11 protein-coding genes and 1 pseudogene are annotated in these 16063 nt (G+C 60.2%); 5 read left to right on the top strand and 7 right to left on the bottom strand.

All coding sequences use genetic code 11. The features are described from left to right. Window positions 1–87: 87 nt before the first annotated feature. Window positions 88–1476, top strand: coding sequence for a MocR-like pyridoxine biosynthesis transcription factor PdxR (pdxR, locus tag APT89_RS18420; RefSeq protein WP_060573252.1), 1389 nt, complete (start codon window positions 88–90; stop codon window positions 1474–1476). Between the two features lie 39 nt (window positions 1477–1515). Here pdxR and APT89_RS18415 read toward each other — a convergent pair whose 3' ends face one another. Further along, window positions 1516–1677: a DUF1127 domain-containing protein gene (locus tag APT89_RS18415; protein WP_060573250.1), complete on the bottom strand. Its 162-nt coding sequence runs from the start codon at window positions 1675–1677 to the stop codon at window positions 1516–1518. A 176-nt stretch (window positions 1678–1853) separates the two neighbouring features. Here APT89_RS18415 and APT89_RS18410 point away from each other — a divergent pair, with 176 nt between their 5' ends. After that, entirely contained in the window at window positions 1854–3269 is a 1416-nt protein-coding gene (locus APT89_RS18410; protein ID WP_060573248.1) for an aminotransferase-like domain-containing protein, read from the top strand. Between the two features lie 79 nt (window positions 3270–3348). On the opposite strand, the gene foxA is transcribed toward APT89_RS18410, so the two are convergent. The 3 genes from foxA to APT89_RS18395 form a co-directional block, all read right to left on the bottom strand. Beyond that, window positions 3349–5457, bottom strand: coding sequence for a ferrioxamine B receptor FoxA (gene foxA / locus APT89_RS18405; RefSeq protein ID WP_120787304.1), 2109 nt, complete (start codon window positions 5455–5457; stop codon window positions 3349–3351). A gap of 121 nt (window positions 5458–5578) precedes the next feature. After that, on the bottom strand, window positions 5579–6535 hold the full coding sequence (locus APT89_RS18400; RefSeq protein ID WP_060573245.1) for a helix-turn-helix domain-containing protein: 957 nt from the start codon (window positions 6533–6535) through the stop codon (window positions 5579–5581). 135 nt (window positions 6536–6670) lie between these two features. Then, window positions 6671–6904, bottom strand: a complete 234-nt coding sequence (locus APT89_RS18395) for a DUF2171 domain-containing protein (protein ID WP_003863067.1) — start codon at window positions 6902–6904, stop codon at window positions 6671–6673. A gap of 219 nt (window positions 6905–7123) precedes the next feature. On the opposite strand from APT89_RS18395, the gene APT89_RS18390 reads away from it, so the two are divergent. Continuing rightward, on the top strand, window positions 7124–7309 hold the full coding sequence (locus tag APT89_RS18390; protein ID WP_023295865.1) for a hypothetical protein: 186 nt from the start codon (window positions 7124–7126) through the stop codon (window positions 7307–7309). Window positions 7310–7347: 38 nt separating this feature from the next. Here the strand turns inward: APT89_RS18390 and APT89_RS18385 are convergent, their stop codons facing one another. Together APT89_RS18385 and APT89_RS18380 are read right to left on the bottom strand one after the other, a co-directional pair. Further along, window positions 7348–8469 carry a ribosomal protein uL16 3-hydroxylase gene (locus tag APT89_RS18385; RefSeq protein WP_060573243.1) on the bottom strand — a complete coding sequence of 374 codons (1122 nt, stop codon included), beginning with the start codon at window positions 8467–8469 and terminating at the stop codon, window positions 7348–7350. A 133-nt stretch (window positions 8470–8602) separates the two neighbouring features. Continuing rightward, window positions 8603–9208: pseudogene (locus tag APT89_RS18380) on the bottom strand (ATP-dependent Clp protease proteolytic subunit); the annotation flags it as partial. Between the two features lie 85 nt (window positions 9209–9293). Between APT89_RS18380 and APT89_RS18375 the strand changes: the two are divergent. Beyond that, on the top strand, window positions 9294–9680 hold the full coding sequence (locus APT89_RS18375) for a VOC family protein (protein WP_045631073.1): 387 nt from the start codon (window positions 9294–9296) through the stop codon (window positions 9678–9680). Window positions 9681–9859: 179 nt separating this feature from the next. Continuing rightward, window positions 9860–10477 carry a response regulator transcription factor gene (locus APT89_RS18370; protein ID WP_060573239.1) on the top strand — a complete coding sequence of 206 codons (618 nt, stop codon included), beginning with the start codon at window positions 9860–9862 and terminating at the stop codon, window positions 10475–10477. 3 nt (window positions 10478–10480) lie between these two features. Here the strand turns inward: APT89_RS18370 and APT89_RS18365 are convergent, their stop codons facing one another. Continuing rightward, the gene (locus APT89_RS18365) at window positions 10481–16063 is read right to left on the bottom strand and encodes a trifunctional serine/threonine-protein kinase/ATP-binding protein/sensor histidine kinase (RefSeq protein WP_060573237.1); all 5583 of its coding nucleotides are present in this window, start codon (window positions 16061–16063) and stop codon (window positions 10481–10483) included.

The raw sequence follows: 16063 nt of genomic DNA, 5'->3' as shown, positions 1-16063 counted from the left end.
TTGTGCGGCATGTGCCGTGCGATGAGGCAAATCTACGCCGTTCATGACATAGTAAAAAGATACAAAAAGCGTGAAATGAGGTAGGACATGAAGCCGGGCTATCACGACATTTATACCCGCTATCGCGACAACATCACGCGCGGCGTGCTGAAGCCGGGGGATAAGGTACCTGCCATCCGCGTGCTGGCGGAAGAGTTGAAGGTGGCGCGCAAAACCGTCGAAACGGCGTACGCCATTCTGACGGGTGAAGGGTATCTGGTGAGTCAGGGCGCGCGCGGCACGCGGGTCAACCCGGATTTACTGCTGCCGGATAACAATGCCCCTGCGGAACAGCCTACCGGCACGCTTCCGGCCTCGCTTATCAGCCAGCGCGAGCGGGCCGGTTTTCTGCGCCCCGGCATCCCCGCCCTCGACAGCTTCCCGTATAAAAAATGGCTGCTGCTGGCGGGCCAGGCGACGCGCGCCATGCGTCAGGAGGAGATGCTCAACCCGCCCGTCCTGGGCTGGTATCCGCTGCGCCAGGCCATCGCCAGCTATCTCAATATCTCGCGCGGCTTGTCCTGCACCGCCGAACAGGTGCTGATCACCAGCGGCTACAGCGGCAGCCTGCGGCTGATCCTCGACACCCTCGCCAGCCGCAGCGACAAGGTGGTGTTTGAAGATCCGGGCTACTTTATGGGCCAGCAGCTGCTGAAGCGGATCGTGCCGCGCCTGCACACGGTGCCGGTCGATCGCTGCGGCATTGATACGGACTACCTGCTTCGTCACCATCGTGACGCGCGTTTTGCCATCGTCACCCCCTCGCACCAGAGCCCGCTGGCGGTGACGCTCTCCCTGCCGCGCAAGCAGCAATTGCTCGACTGGGCCAGCCAGAACGAGGCGTGGATCATCGAAGACGATTACGACGGGGAGTTTCACTACACCCGCAAGGTGCTGCCGTCGCTGAAAAGCCTCGACCAGCACGACCGGGTGATCTTTATGGGCACCTTCAGTAAAACCATCATGCCGTCGCTGCGCATGGGTTACGTGGTGATGCCCGCCAGCACCGTCGGGGCCTTTACCGACTGCGCGGATATCACCACCAGCGGCCAGCCGGTGCTGACGCAGAAGATCCTCACCGCGTTTCTCAACGAAGGGCACTTTTTCCGCCATCTCAAAAAGATGCGCGCGCTGTACCAGACCCGCCGCGACTGGATGATTGCCGCCCTGCGCGAGGTGTATGGCGATCTGTTTTTCACCGAGCAAAACGACGGCGGGATGCATATCGTGGCGTTTCTGACCAAAGGAAGCCGTGACCGGGAAGTCGCGCGCTGCTGGCAGGAACAGCGGCTGCAGGTGAATGCGCTCTCGGAGTGGTATCGCGGGTCGGGCAAACGCTATGGGCTGGTAATGGGCTATAACAACGTGCGGACGTATCAGGAGGCGGTGGAGCTGCTGGAAAGGCCGAAGCGGCAGACGCTTGCGCTGTTGAGCTGAACATCGCCGGGTGGCGGCTGCGCCTTACCCGGCCACGGTTTAAATATCATTGCGGGATAACCCTACGTCCTTCAGATGCGCGTCGCTCATCTGACTCAGGATGCGGCGGGTGCGGTTGATGCGGTACCAGTTACCCAGCGTTTTTGCGATCCAGACAAACACAATAAACGGACGTTTTGAACGATTTTCGTAGAATTCCATGATGCTCTCCTCACTGTGCCAGTGGGGTTATCATCCTGGAAATCGACCTGCGCAATACAGATGCAAAAACAACTTTTGTTTAACATACAGATCCGCTAAAACGGTATCTGCATGCCGTTTTTTGCGGCAATCTGTACTGGTTTAATAATCTGTATGGTGAAAATAAAGGATACAGCATGACGCGCTATCAACACCTCGCCAACCTTCTGGCAGAACGCATTGAACAAGGGCTGTATCGCAGCGGCGAGCGTCTGCCGTCGGTGCGCGCCCTGAGCCAGGAGCACGGCGTGAGCATCAGCACCATACAGCAGGCCTACCAGATCCTCGAAAACCTTCAGCTGATCACCCCCCAGCCGCGCTCCGGCTATTTTGTCTCGAAACGCAAAGCCCAGCCGCCCGTCCCGGCGATGACGCGCCCGGTGCAGCGCCCGGTGGACGTCACCCAGTGGGATGAGGTGATGATGCTGCTGGACGCCCGCGCCGACAAAGAGATGATCTCCTTTGGCGGCGGCTCGCCGGACATTAACCAGCCGAGCCTGAAGCCCCTGTGGCGCGAGATGAGCCGCCTTGCACAGCATAACCCAAGCGAGATGCTGAGCTATGACGTGCTCGACGGCCGCCTTGAGCTGCGCGAGCAGATCGCCCGCCTGATGCTGGACGGCGGCTCTACCGTGGCAGCGAATGAGATTGTCATCACCAACGGCTGCCACGGCGCGCTGTCGATCGCCCTGCTGTCGGTGTGCAAACCGGGGGACATCGTGGCGGTGGAGTCGCCATCTTTTCACGGCACCATGCAGATGCTGCGCGGGTTTGACATCAAGGCGATTGAAATTCCCACCGACTCTGAAACCGGGATCAGCATCGAGGCGTTAGAGCTGGCAATGGAGCAGTGGCCGATCAAGGCGGTGATCCTGGTGCCCAACTGCAATAACCCGCTCGGGTTTATCATGCCGGAAGCGCGGAAAAAACAGGTTTTAGCCCTCGCCCAGCGGCACGATATCGTGATTGTGGAGGATGATATCTACGGTGAGCTGGCGGCGGAGTACCCGCGCCCGCGCACCATTCACTCGATGGACATTGATGGCCGCGTGATCCTTTGCAGCTCGTTTACCAAAACCGTGGCGCCGGGCCTTCGCGTCGGCTGGATTGTGCCGGGACGCTATTACGACCGGGTGATGCACATGAAATACGCCGCGGGCGGGTTTAACGTGCCGGGCACCCAGATGGCGGTGGCGGCGTTTATTCGCGACGGCCATTACCATCGCCACGTGCGCCGTATGCGCCAGATTTATCAGCAGAATATGGAAACCTACACCTGCTGGGTGCGGCAGTATTTTCCAGCGGAGATTTGCGTCACGCGCCCGCAGGGAAGCTTCCTGCTGTGGGTTGAGCTGCCGGAGAAGGTGGATATGGTGTGCGTCAGCAAGCAGCTGTGCCGCCTGAAGATCCAGGCGGCGGCCGGGTCGCTGTTTTCCGCCTCCGGGAAGTACCGCAACTGCCTGCGGATCAACGTGGCGCTGCCGCCGACGGATAAACATCGCGAGGCGTTGAAGAAGATGGGCGAGGCGATTGTGATTGCGATGGAGGAGTAGTACGTTTTTTAGCGCCGGTGGCGCTACGGAACAGAGTAGGCCGGGTAAGGCGAAGCCGCCACCCGGCAAAATCAACGACTCAGAACTTCCACGAAACGCTGCCCACAATGCTGCGTTCTGCACCGAAGTAGCAGTAAGAGAGCGAGTTACACGCCGCAACGTAGCTTTTGTCCGTCAGATTATTGACGTTCAGCTGCGCACTCACGCCCGTAAGCCCCACTTTCGACAGGTCATACCCCACGACCATATCCACCAGCGTGTACGATGGAAGCGTATGGGTGTTCTGGCGATCGCTGGCGATCCCGTTGACATAGCGCATGCCGGAGCCGACGGTCAGGCCGTCCAGCGGGCCGGTTTTGACGTCGTAGCTCAGCCAGGCGCTGGCCATGTTACGCGGGGCATAGACGGCGCGCTTGCCCTCCTCTTCCGGGCTGCTCTTCTTATAGCGAATATCCGTGTAGGTATACGCCGCCTGCATGCGCAGGCTGTCGGTCAGCTGACCAATCGCCTCCAGCTCAACGCCTTTGGATTCGATTTCACCGATGGAACGGTACGGATCGGTCGGCTCCTCTTTGGTGGCAATGTTCTTCTGGTTGATGCGGAACACCGAGGCGCTGAACTGGCTGTTCATCCCTTCTGGCTCATACTTCACGCCCGCTTCCCACTGCTTGCCCTTCATCGGATCCAGGATATTGCCCTGCTCGTCGGCAAAGCTGGTCGGCGTAAAGGCGGTGGAGTAGCTGACGTACGGCGCAACGCCGTTATCAAACAGATACAGCAGCGCCGCGCGGCTGCTGAAGTTGTTTTTATCCAGATCGCTGCGGGTGTGGTTAAAGTTGTCGACGTTCGACACGCTCACCTGGTCGTAACGCCCGCCGAGCGTCAGGCGCCAGCGGTCAATGGACATCTGATCCTGTAGGTAGTAACCGGTCTGGCGAAGCTTATGCTTTTCCCTGCTGTACTGGGTGATGTAGTCCGGCTTCGCACCGTAAACCGGGTGGAAGGCGTCAATCGGCGGGAAGCCGCCATAGTAGCCGGTCACGTTGTTGGTGCGGTCCTGATAGTCCATGCCGATCAGCACGCGGTGGTTCACCGCCCCGGTGTCGAAGCTGCCGTCGACCTGGTTATCCAGGGTGATGGCGTTCATCTTCTCGTCAGAGCCGGAATAGCCGCGGTTCAGCTCGGTGTCATTCAGCCAGCCTGCGGCATACACCTGGTTCAGCTCCACTTTGGTGTGCAGGTAGCGCAGCTTCTGGCGCACGGACCAGCCGCTGTCAAACAGGTGCTCAAGGTTATAGCCGACCATGTTTTCCCGACGATCGTACTTGTCGTAATCGTCTTCACCTTCAAAGAACGTGTTGGAGATTTTCTTCCCGCTGTGCGGCACAACCGTGCCCTCATACGGCAGGCCGGAGTGGCTGCCGCCTTCCGGATCGCGGTGCAGGTAGGCCATCAGATCCAGACGGGTGTTATCGGTGATACGCCAGGTCAGGCTCGGCATCAGGGCGTAACGCTCTTCCTTCAGCGGATCGAACTGGGAATCGGCATAGCGGGTCATCCCGCTGAGGCGCACCGCCACGCGGTCATTATCATCAACCGGGCCAGTGACGTCGAACATCGCCCCACGCTGGCTATTGTTCCCGGCGAAGAGCTTGATCTCCCCGCCCGGATCGAACGACGGCTTACGGGAGGTAAGCGCCACAATCCCGCCCGGCGATGAACGACCATAGAGCACGGAGGCCGGACCGCGCACGACTTCGATACTGTCCAGGAACCACGGATCAACCACCAGCGAGCTGTGGGAGTTGGTGTCGCCCATCATCTTCAGGCCGTCCAGGTAGACGTTGTCCAGGCTGCCGTCAGAGAAGCCGCGCAGCACCATGTAGTCAAAGCGGTTAGACGCCCCAATCTGGTTGCTGTAGACCCCCGGCGTGTAGCTCACGGCCTGACGCACGCTGGTTGCGCCCTGCTCTTCGAACTGCTCGCGCGTGACGATAGAGACCGACTGCGGAGTTTCAATATCCGGCGTTTCAAGCTTGGTGGCCGCAGACTGCATCTGCGAGGTCACCACCACGGTGTCAGTTTTTTGCGCATCCTGCGCCAGCAAAGGAAAAGCGACGCTACCGGTAACCCATCCCACCAGCAGTGCCAGACGCGATTTAACAAACATAACCCTCTCCAGAGATATTTCTTATTGTTAATAAGAATTATTACCTTTTTGAGAGTGCAAACGGCTATGCGCGCCGCCAGGTTACGTATGCGCGATGCTAAACCGCACGGGATGCGTTCGCGCGATGGGCGAAATTACGTTAGCGGAGTTTGCGCACGTCGCCCGGAGAAATCCCGTAATGACGACGAAACGCGGTGGCGAAATTGGTGGCATGCTGATACCCGCACATCCAGGCCGCCTGCTGCACGCTGTGGCCTTCCAGCAGATAGCGGCGCGCCAGCGCAAGGCGACAGTCGCGGAGGTAATCGAAGAGCGTGCAGCCGTAGCGCTGACGGAACTTGCTGCGCAGGCTGCTTGGGCTCATTGCGGCAAGGGCTGCCAGCTGCGCGAGAGTATGATCCCGCTCAGGAGACTGTTCCAGCAGGCTCCGCACGCGTTCAAGACGCGCATGCTCAGGGCGGCTTAGGCAAGGCTGCTGGCGCTGGCTGAGGCCGTGGCCGAGCAGCTGATACATCAGCCCCTCCAGCACCAGCTTGCGTGAGAGCACGCGTCCCCTCTGCCGCTGCGCATGCAGAATACCTGACATCACAAACTCGGGAACCTGCCAGACAAACGCGGGTGCATTCAGGCTTTGCCATTCCAGAAGCAATGAGTCAAGCAGGGCTTCACGTCCGGCATCGTGGGGATACACGCCAAACGAGAGCGTTTTCAGCGTGCTGTCGGCATCGTGACGCGCGCTCATTACCTGATCTTCACTCAGACGAGAGCTGAACGCCATGCCCGGGTGGACGGGATAATCGATACCATTGAGCGTGAGCGTCACGCACCCTTCCAGCACCACCAGCATATAGAGCGGGCTGCTGTGGCGAGAGGTGGTTTCATAGGGCTGTAATACACGTACGTCGGAATGGGTCAGCGAAATGCCGGACGAGAGCATCATCTCTTCAACATTCCCCTGCAACACGGGGCTGCCGCTGGCCTGCGCCTCTTTTAACTGGGGGAAACGGTAGTCGATGCCGTAGCGCTCGCCGAATACCTGAAAATCTTCAACAAAAAATATGCGTTTCGCTGATCTATTTTCACTCTGGAGCATCATTCGGGGCCTGCATCGGGGAAAGGGCAGGCAAAACAGTACCATCCCTTTGCAATGGCAGCAATCACCGGGCGCAGACATTATTACGCTCCGGACGAAGCCGGAGCGAAGTCATATATTTCCTTGCGAGAAATATATTTATGCTTCCTGCCACTCAGCAAAAACCTCTTTATGGTTTTTGGTCAGGACAACTTTATTATCTTCGACCTTATCGACCCAGCCGAGAGGAATAAAGTGGTGTTTGCCGCCCGATTCCGGATCGCTCTTCGCAAGCTTGATACGCTCACCATCAAGATGGTCCACAACCCCGACGTGCGTTCCGCAGCTGGCGACAACCTGAGTGTGATCCTTAATTGCGCTTTTATCTACCATAATTATTCTCCTGTTTCGGTTATTTGCCTGTTGCACGAAATTAACTGTAGCGCATAAATTCAGGCTTAAAAGGCTTATTAGCATTTTGAAACATCATTGACAGAATCGAATATTATGTCTATTTAGCGCCGAAAGGAAAAAATAAGAATGAGATGAATTATTACCGACTGATTATTTGCCGTTCATAATTAAATTATCGCAACCAACGAGGAGGTATTTATGACGATTCGCAACAATCGGGCAGAAATTTCACTGGCTCTTGGTGAGGCGGTTTTAGACATCGTGCAAAAAGGCCATGAAGTATCGCGAGAAAATCTCGCCCAGGCGATGAAAATCAAAGCGGAGAAAGAGCGCGACGACGAGCGGCTTTTGAACTACTGGAAGGCGTGTAATATGCTGGTTTGAACGTAGCGGCGTTTAGGCTGACTAAACGCCGCCTCCTGTTACTCGTCGAAGTACCAGTACCCCTGGTTAATCAGCCCGGTGAGTTCGTCCACAAACGCCGGGTTTTTCAGCGCGTCGCCCAGCTCGGCCTGGCCGAGTTCGGTGTAGCGGCACAGCGCATCCGCGCCCTTCGCGTCTACCGTCTCCAGCTGTTCGCTGTTGATGAAGAAGCTGCCGTTAACGTTCAGCACGCGCAGGCCGCTCAGGCGCGACAGCGTTTCGCCGCCCTGCAGCGCGTCCAGCACCTCGTCTGCCGAATACGGCGGCTCGGCGGCGGCGATATCCAGCTCGTGGCGCGGCGTGGAGACGAAGCTGCCAAACCATTTCGTGAAATCGTCCGGCTTGCTAATCATGTCGATCATCATCTGACGGATACGATCGAGCTCGTACTGCTCCACGCGGCCCGGGTGTTCACGGCAGGTCAGATCCGGATCGCTGTAGTGTTCGCCGCCCAGATCGTTTTCCAGCGCGTAGTCGGCAAAGCTGCTGATCAGATCGCGGCCGTTCGGCCCGCGGAAGCCGACGGAGTAGTTGAGCGCGGTTTCATGGGTGAAGCCGTCATGCGGGAATCCAGGCGGAATATAGAGGATATCGCCCGGCTCAAGATCTTCGTCGATGATCGGCTCAAACGGATCCACGTGCAGCAGCGCCGGATGCGGGCAGAACTGACGCATCGGCAGCTTGTCGCCCACGCGCCAGCGGCGGCTGCCCATCCCCTGAATGATAAACACGTCGTACTGATCGATATGCGGACCCACGCCGCCGCCCGGCACGGAGAAGGAGATCATCAGATCGTCCAGACGCCAGTCCGGCAGGACGCGGAACGGACGCACCAGCTCCGCGGCGGGCATATGCCAGTGGTTCACCGCCTGCGCCAGCAGCGACCAGCCGGTTTCACCGAGGTTATCGAAATGCTCAAACGGACCATTGCTGGCCTGCCATTTGCCGTTAGCGTGGCTCACCAGACGGCTATCGACTTCCGGCTCCATCGCCAGGCCTGCCAGCTCGTCCGGGGTAATCGGGTCGACAAAATTCGGGAAGGCATTTTTCAGCACTACGGGTTGTTTTTGCCAGTATTTCTCAAGAAATTCCGGCCAGTTCAGGTTCAGTTGATACGCCATGAGTAGCACCAGTGAGAGGGGAAACAGGCGCGATTATAGGTAAGAAAGCAGAGGGGGAACTTGTCATGGGTCAAACGAGGGCGTGTAGGTCGGGTAAGGCGAAGCCACCACCCGACCTACACGCCGCGAAAACTTAATCCAGGTTCAGCTCGTCATAATGGGTAATCAGTTTACCCACGATGCCGTAGTCCAGCGCTTCTGCCGGAGACATCCAGTAGTTGCGGTCGGTGTCTTTTTTCACTTTCTCCAGCGGCTGGCCGGTGGCGTCGGCGATCAGCTTGTTCACGCGATCCAGCATGCGGATGATCTCGCGCGCTTCGATCTCAATATCCGTCGCCTGACCGCGCACGCCGCCCAGCGGCTGGTGGATCATAAAGCGGGTATTTGGCAGCGAGTAGCGGTGCTCTTTTTTCGCTGCCAGGAAGATGGTGATCCCCGCGCTCGCCACCCAGCCGGTGCCGATGACGTGCACTTCCGGACGGATGAACTTGATGAAGTCGTGAATGGTGTCACCCGCTTCCACGTGGCCGCCCTGGCTGTTGATGTACAGCTTGATCGGATCGTTGCTGACGCTTTGCAGCAGGATCATCTGGGTAATGACCTTCTGCGCCAGCTCCTGGTTGATCTCGCCGGAGATGACAATCGAACGGGACTCCAGCAGTTTTTGCTGCAGAGCGCCCGCGCCGCTTGCCCCTTCCGCTTTGTCCTTGTCGCTCTCTTTCAGTGTGTAGTGCATTGTTGTTTCCTCAGCTTGTCGCGCTCAAAACCAGAGTGTAGCCTGTTTTATCGGTGAAAGTCCTCACAGACAAATAACGAGGGATCTTATGAATATTGCACATGTCGCACTCTGGACCCGCAGCCTTGAAGCTCAGGTTCAGTTCTGGGAAACGGTGTTTAATGGCCGCAGTAACGAACGCTATGTCAGCAAAAACCGTCCGGGATTTGAATCCCATTTTATTACCCTGGATGACGGGCCGACCCTCGAGCTGATGACGCTGCCGGACCTGCCCGACGCCCCGTCGCACCCGGAGTTTATCGGCTGGGCGCATATCGCCATTAACGTCGGCAGCAAGGCAAAAGTGGACAGCATGGCCGAGCGGGCGCAGGCCAACGGCACGCTGCTCAGCGCCCCGCGCATGACCGGGGACGGCTTCTATGAAGCGGTGATCGCGGACCCGGACGGCAACCGCATCGAGCTTGTCGGTGCATAAAAACAGCGTTTCATTCCTTCACCGCCCCCGCCCCGGCTCGCTATACTTCATATGGTTATCATATTGTTAAATGATAATGATATTTAATGTGTTAAGATGAAAGTCAGCATAAACAGTCTCTTACGCCACCGTTGGGACTGTTTGCATCCTCGACATTTAAATCAGCACCGGGGCGGTGAATGGAACACATTGTGTATGTGGTTGATGACGATGACGTGGTCAGGCAGTCCGTAATCGGGCTGCTGGAATCGGCAGACTTAAACGCTATCGGCTTTTCATCGGCAGAAGCGTTTCTGCAATACCGCTTTGAGGACCTGCCGTCGTGCGTGATCCTCGATATGCAAATGCCCGCCATTTCAGGTTTTGACGTGGCGGACGCCCTCAAGGACAGCGGGCGAGAGATCCCGATTATTTTCCTCACCGGCCACGGCACTATCCCGATGTCGGTGCGCGCCATCAAAGGCGGCGCGTACGAATTTCTCACTAAGCCCGTCGAATCAAACGCGCTGATCGACGCCATTGAGTCCGCGTTACAGCTGGCGGAAAACAATGCCGAGCGCAATAAAGAGCGCTACGCCCTGAAGCAGCGCCATCTCTCCCTCACGCCGCGCGAACACGAGGTGCTCACGCTGGCGATAAGCGGCATGCTGAACAAGCAAATTGCCGCCGAACTGGGCGTCAGCGAGATCACGGTGAAGGTGCACCGTCGCCGCGTGATGGAGAAAATGCAGGTGCGCTCGGTTGCCGAGCTGGTCAGGGCCGTTGAGCGCCTGACCAAAAGCCAGCCCGCGGAGTAACCTTTACCCTTCCTGCGCCGCCAGCGGCAGCGCAAACGCGAACACCGTGCCGTAAGGCTCCCGGCGGCGCGCGCTCAGCTTCCCGCAGTGGCGCTCGATGATGCTGGCGCTGATGGTTAGCCCCATCCCCATTCCCTGCGGCTTGGTGGAGTAGAACGAGTCAAAAATCTGCTCCAGCCGCCCGGGCTCAATGCCGCTCCCGGTATCGGCGATCTCAACGAGCACTTTTCCGTCCGCGTTGCCGGTGCTGAGGGTGATGGTACAGGCGCGATCCTTCACCTCGGCCATCGCCTCCACCGCATTCATCACCAGGTTGAGCAGCACCTGCTGGATCTGCACGCTATCGCCAGTGATAAAGCTGTCCTGCGCCTTCAACAGGTAATCAACGCTAATGTGTCTCTGCTCCAGCTCGCTGCGCGAAAGCGTGATGATATGGTGGATCAGATAGTGCAGATCGATGCGCGCGAAGGTGGGCTCCTGCTTGCGCGTCAGGGACTGAATGCTGCGAATGATCTCCCCCGCCCGCGCGCCTTCCGCGGCGATCTCCTCCAGCCCTTCCCGCACTTTATCCAGCCGGGCGGGTTCGCGGTTAAGCCAGCGCAGGCTTGCCCCAGCGTTAGAAACGATGGACATCAGCGGCTGGTTGATCTCGTGGGCGATAGAGGAGGTTAACTGTCCGACGGTGGTGGCCCGCGACACCCGCGCCAGTTCCGCCTGCGCCACCCGCATGGCATCCTCCGCGGCGCGCTGGCTGGTGATATCGGTAATGATGCCGTAGTACTCGTTCACCTCGCTGCCCACGCCCACCGGATCGCCAATCCCGAGGATATAGCGCGTTGAGCCGTCGGTACGCTTAACCCGAAACTCCGCGCGCATCGAGAGCCCTTCCCGCACGCTCTGGGTGACGATGGCGCTGATGCGGGCGTAATCGTCCTCATGAACGAAGGTCAAAAACTCCGCCATGGAGATCGTCTTTTGCTGCTCGGGCAGGCCGAGGATGCGGGCGTACTCCTCCGAGACAAACATCAGATCCTGCTCCAGCTCCCAGCGCCAGCTGCCGGTGTGGCTGATCTGCTCGCCCAGCATCAGCGAGGTCTGGCTGGCGCGCAGCTCTTTTTCCACCCGGCGGCGCTGGATGTTCTCCGCCAGCAGCTCGGCGTACAGCCGCGCCGTCTCCAGGGATACCGCGGCCTGCGCCCCCAGCAGGCTCACCACCCGCGAATGCTCGGCAGTGAAAACCTCCGGCATCAGGCGGTTTTCCAGGTAAAGCACCCCCACCAGCCGCGCCTGTTTGAACATCGGGACGCACATGACCGCCGCCCCCGAGGTCACCAGATAAGGGTCCTGACTGAAGGGGTGAAACTCTTCCGGCCTGCCGGTGCGGATCTCCTGCCCGGTGCGGATCACCGCCGCGAGCACCGACAGGGGCATGTCGGTCGCCGTCGGCACGTCTTTCAGGATCCGCACCCGCACGCCTTCGGTGCTGGTCCAGGCGCTGGCCTCGATCTCCGGGATGAGGCTATCGCTCACGCGAAGCAGCAGGCCGCGCTGCGCCCCGGCGCGTTCGAGCAGGCTGGTCATCAGGTTTTCGATCAAGCGCTCGAGATTGATCTCTTCCGACAGCGCGCGGGAGGCTTTGATGACGCTTTGCAGATCGCGGATCGTCTCGTTCTGGGCGAACGCCACCGTGTCATAGGCGCTGGCCTGCCCGGAGGCCAGCAGGTGCGGGAAATCCTGCTCCAGCTGGCGCACCTTGGCCTGCGCGCCCGCCCGCCCCCAGGCGGCAATTGCGCCGCGGAAGTGCGCGTCCGAGGCGGTCGGGTAGCCGCAGGCCAGCGCGAAGCGCCCAGCCAGCTCGTGGGCCAGGGCGTTAATGGGGTTAAAGCCGCCCTCGCGGGAGAGCCGGACCGCCTTCTCATACTGCTCAAGCGCGATGCTGTTCATCCCGTCCAGACGCACGATTTCGGCGTAGATCAGCGCCTCTTTATCCGCGAACGTGCCGGGATTGATGCGCGCCCAGAGGGCGATTTTGTCGTAGTGGGCGTGAATGCTGCGGCGATGATTCGCCGAGAAGGTCTCCGGCGTCAGCTGACGGGAAAGCGCCAGCGCGCTGTAAAGATGGTAATCCAGCAGATGGATGTGGCCCGGCGCAGACCACGCGTACCACCCCGCCGTCTCGAGATCCGCCTGCGCGTCGGCATATTCGCCGCAGGTAAAGTGCGCCATGCCGCGGTAGAGCCAGTACCAGAACAGCATGGTGGAGGTCTGCTCCGGCGCCTGCTCCGGCGACGCGGGCAGCAGCGCCTCGGGCAGCGCCTGCGACGCGGTCCAGGTGCCGATGACCGGCGTGCGCAAAAACGCAACAAAGGTGCGCTGGATCGTCAAAATGGTTTCCACGTCCTGGAAGTGGGTTTTTCGCACAAACGCCAGGCCGCGATCGATGCTGGTCAGCACCCCGTCCAGGTGATCGCCCCGCGAGAGGAAGTTGATCACCTGGTGGCAGGCCGCAAAGCAGGCCATCGTCATATCCCCGTGGGTCACAGCCGAGGTAAAGCAGGCCTTCGCGCACTCGATGGTAAACGACAAAGGCTGGGTCCAGACGCTGAGCTGGTCGAGCGGCAGCAGGGTTTTGGCTTCGAACGCGTCGTAGCCGTGGCGACTCACCAGCTCGCGGGCCAGCGTGCCGTACTGGAACCCGAGGCGGTACTCGGCGTAGCGGTGGCCCATCAGCACGCCAAACCAGGCCATCGCCGTGGTGGAGGCGCCGGTAATGCCGTGGTCGAGGGTCAGGTGCATCATGCGGCAGAGCAGTAAAAAGTGCAGGCGCGGGCAGATGAAGCTGGCACAAATGCTGGCGCTGTAGAGCAGGTTCATCACCGCTTCGGTTTCCGGGTTATCCATCCGCGAGAGCGGGGCAAACAGGTTTTGCGGCGCATCATTCGCGCGGTTGCAGAAGCGTTCCCAGGCCTCGTCGCAGTCGGCGTCTTCCGGATGGCGGCCGATCTGAATACCAAAAATTCCCAGCCAGCAGAGCGCCGCCTCCAGCGCCAGACGGCTGTCCGACTGGCGAATGTAGACTTCCACCAGCAGGTTGGCCGCCAGCGCTTTTTCGGTCAGCCCGCCGGGGCAGCCAAGGATGGCATCGCACAGCTCGCGGGTCCGCTCCAGATGGCCGAGCGCAAACTCGCAGCCCGCCTCTTCGATATCGAGCATAAAGTCCGACACCGTCCCGGCGTTGCCCAGCGCTCGGGCGGTCTGGATATAGCTCAGCGCCGAAAGATAATCCCCCGAACGCTTCGCGCGTCGCGCGGCCAGCAGGCTCAGCTCGCGGAACATCTGGCGCTGCGGGGCGGGCTGGACGCTGTCCAGCGCGGCCGTGACGTGGTGAACGGCGCGGAACAGCAGCTCGTTCCCCGCCGCCTGGCGCGCGGCATCGGCCAGCAGGCCGGCGGTCGTCAGGTGAATATGGCTTTTCTCATGCCGGTCCAGCAGCGCAAAGGCCGCCTCCTGCACCCGGTCGTGGGTGAAGGAATACGCCTTTTCCGTCAGCACGATGAGCTGGGCCATCACCGCCGGATGCAGCGCGTAGCGCATCTCCGCCATCGATATACCAACCACGCGGCAGATCATCTCCATTTCACCCGTGCCGCCGAGACAGGCAAGGTTGCCCAGCAGGCGGCGCGTCTCGTCGGGCAGCTCTTCAAGCTGCTCCAGCACCAGAGTCACGACGTTTTCGGTGTAATGCCGGGCGCGGATCGCCTGAAGATCGTAGCGCCACTTGTCCTGATATTTGTTGTGTACCACCAGCCCGTCATCGACGATGCGGCGGAAAAACTCGTGTACAAAGAGCGGGTTGCCCCCGGTCTTTTCATGGATCAGCGTGGCGAGATCGGTCGTCGCCGTGCTGCGGGTGCGAAATACCGTCCCCAGCCAGCGCGCCACCGCTTTCACGGAAAGCGCCTGCGGGACAATTGCGCTCGCGTGCTGCGCCGCCTCCGGCAGGCTCGCCAGCAGCTGTTGCAGTGCGGGTTCGGACAAGGCATCGATATCGCGGTGAGCGACCACCACCAGCAGCGGGATCGCGCCGCAGTTCACCAGCAGGTAGTTGAGCGTTTGCAGGCTGGCGGCGTCGCTCCACTGGAGATCGTCGAGCACCAGCACCAGCGGGCAGCCCTGCGAGGCAAAGGTTTTCACCAGCGCCAGCACCATATGGCTGAAGCGCGCCCGGGCATCAATGGAAAACGTATCCGCCGAGAAGCGCGGCTTGCTCTCGAGCAGCAGGCCCAGCTCGGGCACCAGGCTGACGGCCAGCGCCTCGTACCCCTCCAGGGCGCGAGACAGGCGGATTTTCCACTTCGCCACCTCGTCTGCCGGCAGCCCCAGCAGGTGCAGCGTCAGGGTGCGGAACGCGGAGCTTAATGCGCCGTAGGGCAGCGACGGCGAAAACTGGTCGACTTTGCCCACCGCCAGCAGCACCGTCCGCTGCTGTAGCGTTTTGAGCGCCGTCGCGATAATTGAGGATTTGCCGATCCCTGACGGCCCGGCGATCGTTACCAGCTCCGGCACCCGGTTCTGCCCCACCCGCTCAAACGCGGCAATGACGTCATTCGCCTGCGGATGCGTCGCGAACAGGGAGTCCGCCAGATGGATCGCGGGAGTGCGGTCCTGCTGGCCGGGCGTAAAGGCGACGATCTCGCCCTCGCAGGTCAGCGTCGCCTGGCAGCGGCGGAGGTCGGCAATCAGCCCGTCGACCGTCTGGTAGCGGTTATCGGGGTGCTTTTCCAGCAGCTTGAGGATGATGGTCGACAGCATCCCCGGCACGTCCGGGCGAATCTCGTCCGGGGCCAGCGGCTCCGAGGCAATATGGTAGTGCGCCCAGTTGGTTTGATCGTCCTCTCCCAGCTCAAACGGCAGGCGTCCGGTCAGGAGTTCATACAGCACCATGCCGAGGCTGTAGAGATCGCTGCGGCCGTCAACGGGACGCCGGGTGCGGGTGGTGTGCTCCGGCGACATATACGCGGGCGTACCGCCTGAAACGGCAAGCCGGGTCTGAGAGAAAGCATCGGAGAGCGTGCAGGAGAGGCCAAAGCTGCCCAGACGGCAGGTGCCATCGTGATGAATAAAAATGCTGCCGGGCTTGATATCGCCGTGGATTAGGTTTTGCAGATGCATCTGGCGCAGGGGCGCGCAGATCTGGATCGCCAGCTCGATAAAGCGCGCGATCCCCGAGATCGCCCTGCCCGCGCGCCGCGCCAGCAGCTCAAAGGCAAACGGGGCGTACACCAGCGCGAAGCGTCCCCGGTACTGGGTGGACGCGACGGCGCGAATGGCCCAGCTGTCCTGCATCACGTCACGCAGCGCAAACTCGTTTTTCAGCAGCCGGGTGGCCCGCTCTTCCTCTTCGTCGCTGACCGCGGTGGCAATGATGAACGAGCCGCCTGAATGAGGATGTCGCGCATGCATCCAGGCGATACCGCCCTCCTGCGCCAGCACGGTAAACATCACATCCTCTTTAAGGACAAAAACCCGCCCCTGGTGAAGATTTCCCTGGGCGGGCCAGAATGCAGGCTGCTCGTGTTCGTTCAT

Source organism: Enterobacter sp. 50588862 (assembly GCF_001462935.1).
GTDB classification, from domain to species: Bacteria; Pseudomonadota; Gammaproteobacteria; order Enterobacterales; family Enterobacteriaceae; genus Enterobacter; species Enterobacter bugandensis.
This window is presented reverse-complemented; position numbering and strand designations above follow the sequence as displayed.

What these genes read in the sequence shown, in the direction of transcription:
- APT89_RS18415 (WP_060573250.1), bottom strand. Translation starts at nt 1,677, where the DNA reads ATGGAATTCTACGAAAATCGTTCAAAACGTCCGTTTATTGTGTTTGTC.
- APT89_RS18390 (WP_023295865.1), top strand. Translation starts at nt 7,124, where the DNA reads ATGACGATTCGCAACAATCGGGCAGAAATTTCACTGGCTCTTGGTGAG.
- APT89_RS18395 (WP_003863067.1), bottom strand. Translation starts at nt 6,904, where the DNA reads ATGGTAGATAAAAGCGCAATTAAGGATCACACTCAGGTTGTCGCCAGC.
- APT89_RS18370 (WP_060573239.1), top strand. Translation starts at nt 9,860, where the DNA reads ATGGAACACATTGTGTATGTGGTTGATGACGATGACGTGGTCAGGCAG.
- pdxR (WP_060573252.1), top strand. Translation starts at nt 88, where the DNA reads ATGAAGCCGGGCTATCACGACATTTATACCCGCTATCGCGACAACATC.
- APT89_RS18385 (WP_060573243.1), bottom strand. Translation starts at nt 8,469, where the DNA reads ATGGCGTATCAACTGAACCTGAACTGGCCGGAATTTCTTGAGAAATAC.
- APT89_RS18365 (WP_060573237.1), bottom strand. Translation starts at nt 16,063, where the DNA reads ATGAACGAACACGAGCAGCCTGCATTCTGGCCCGCCCAGGGAAATCTT.
- APT89_RS18375 (WP_045631073.1), top strand. Translation starts at nt 9,294, where the DNA reads ATGAATATTGCACATGTCGCACTCTGGACCCGCAGCCTTGAAGCTCAG.
- APT89_RS18400 (WP_060573245.1), bottom strand. Translation starts at nt 6,535, where the DNA reads ATGATGCTCCAGAGTGAAAATAGATCAGCGAAACGCATATTTTTTGTT.
- APT89_RS18410 (WP_060573248.1), top strand. Translation starts at nt 1,854, where the DNA reads ATGACGCGCTATCAACACCTCGCCAACCTTCTGGCAGAACGCATTGAA.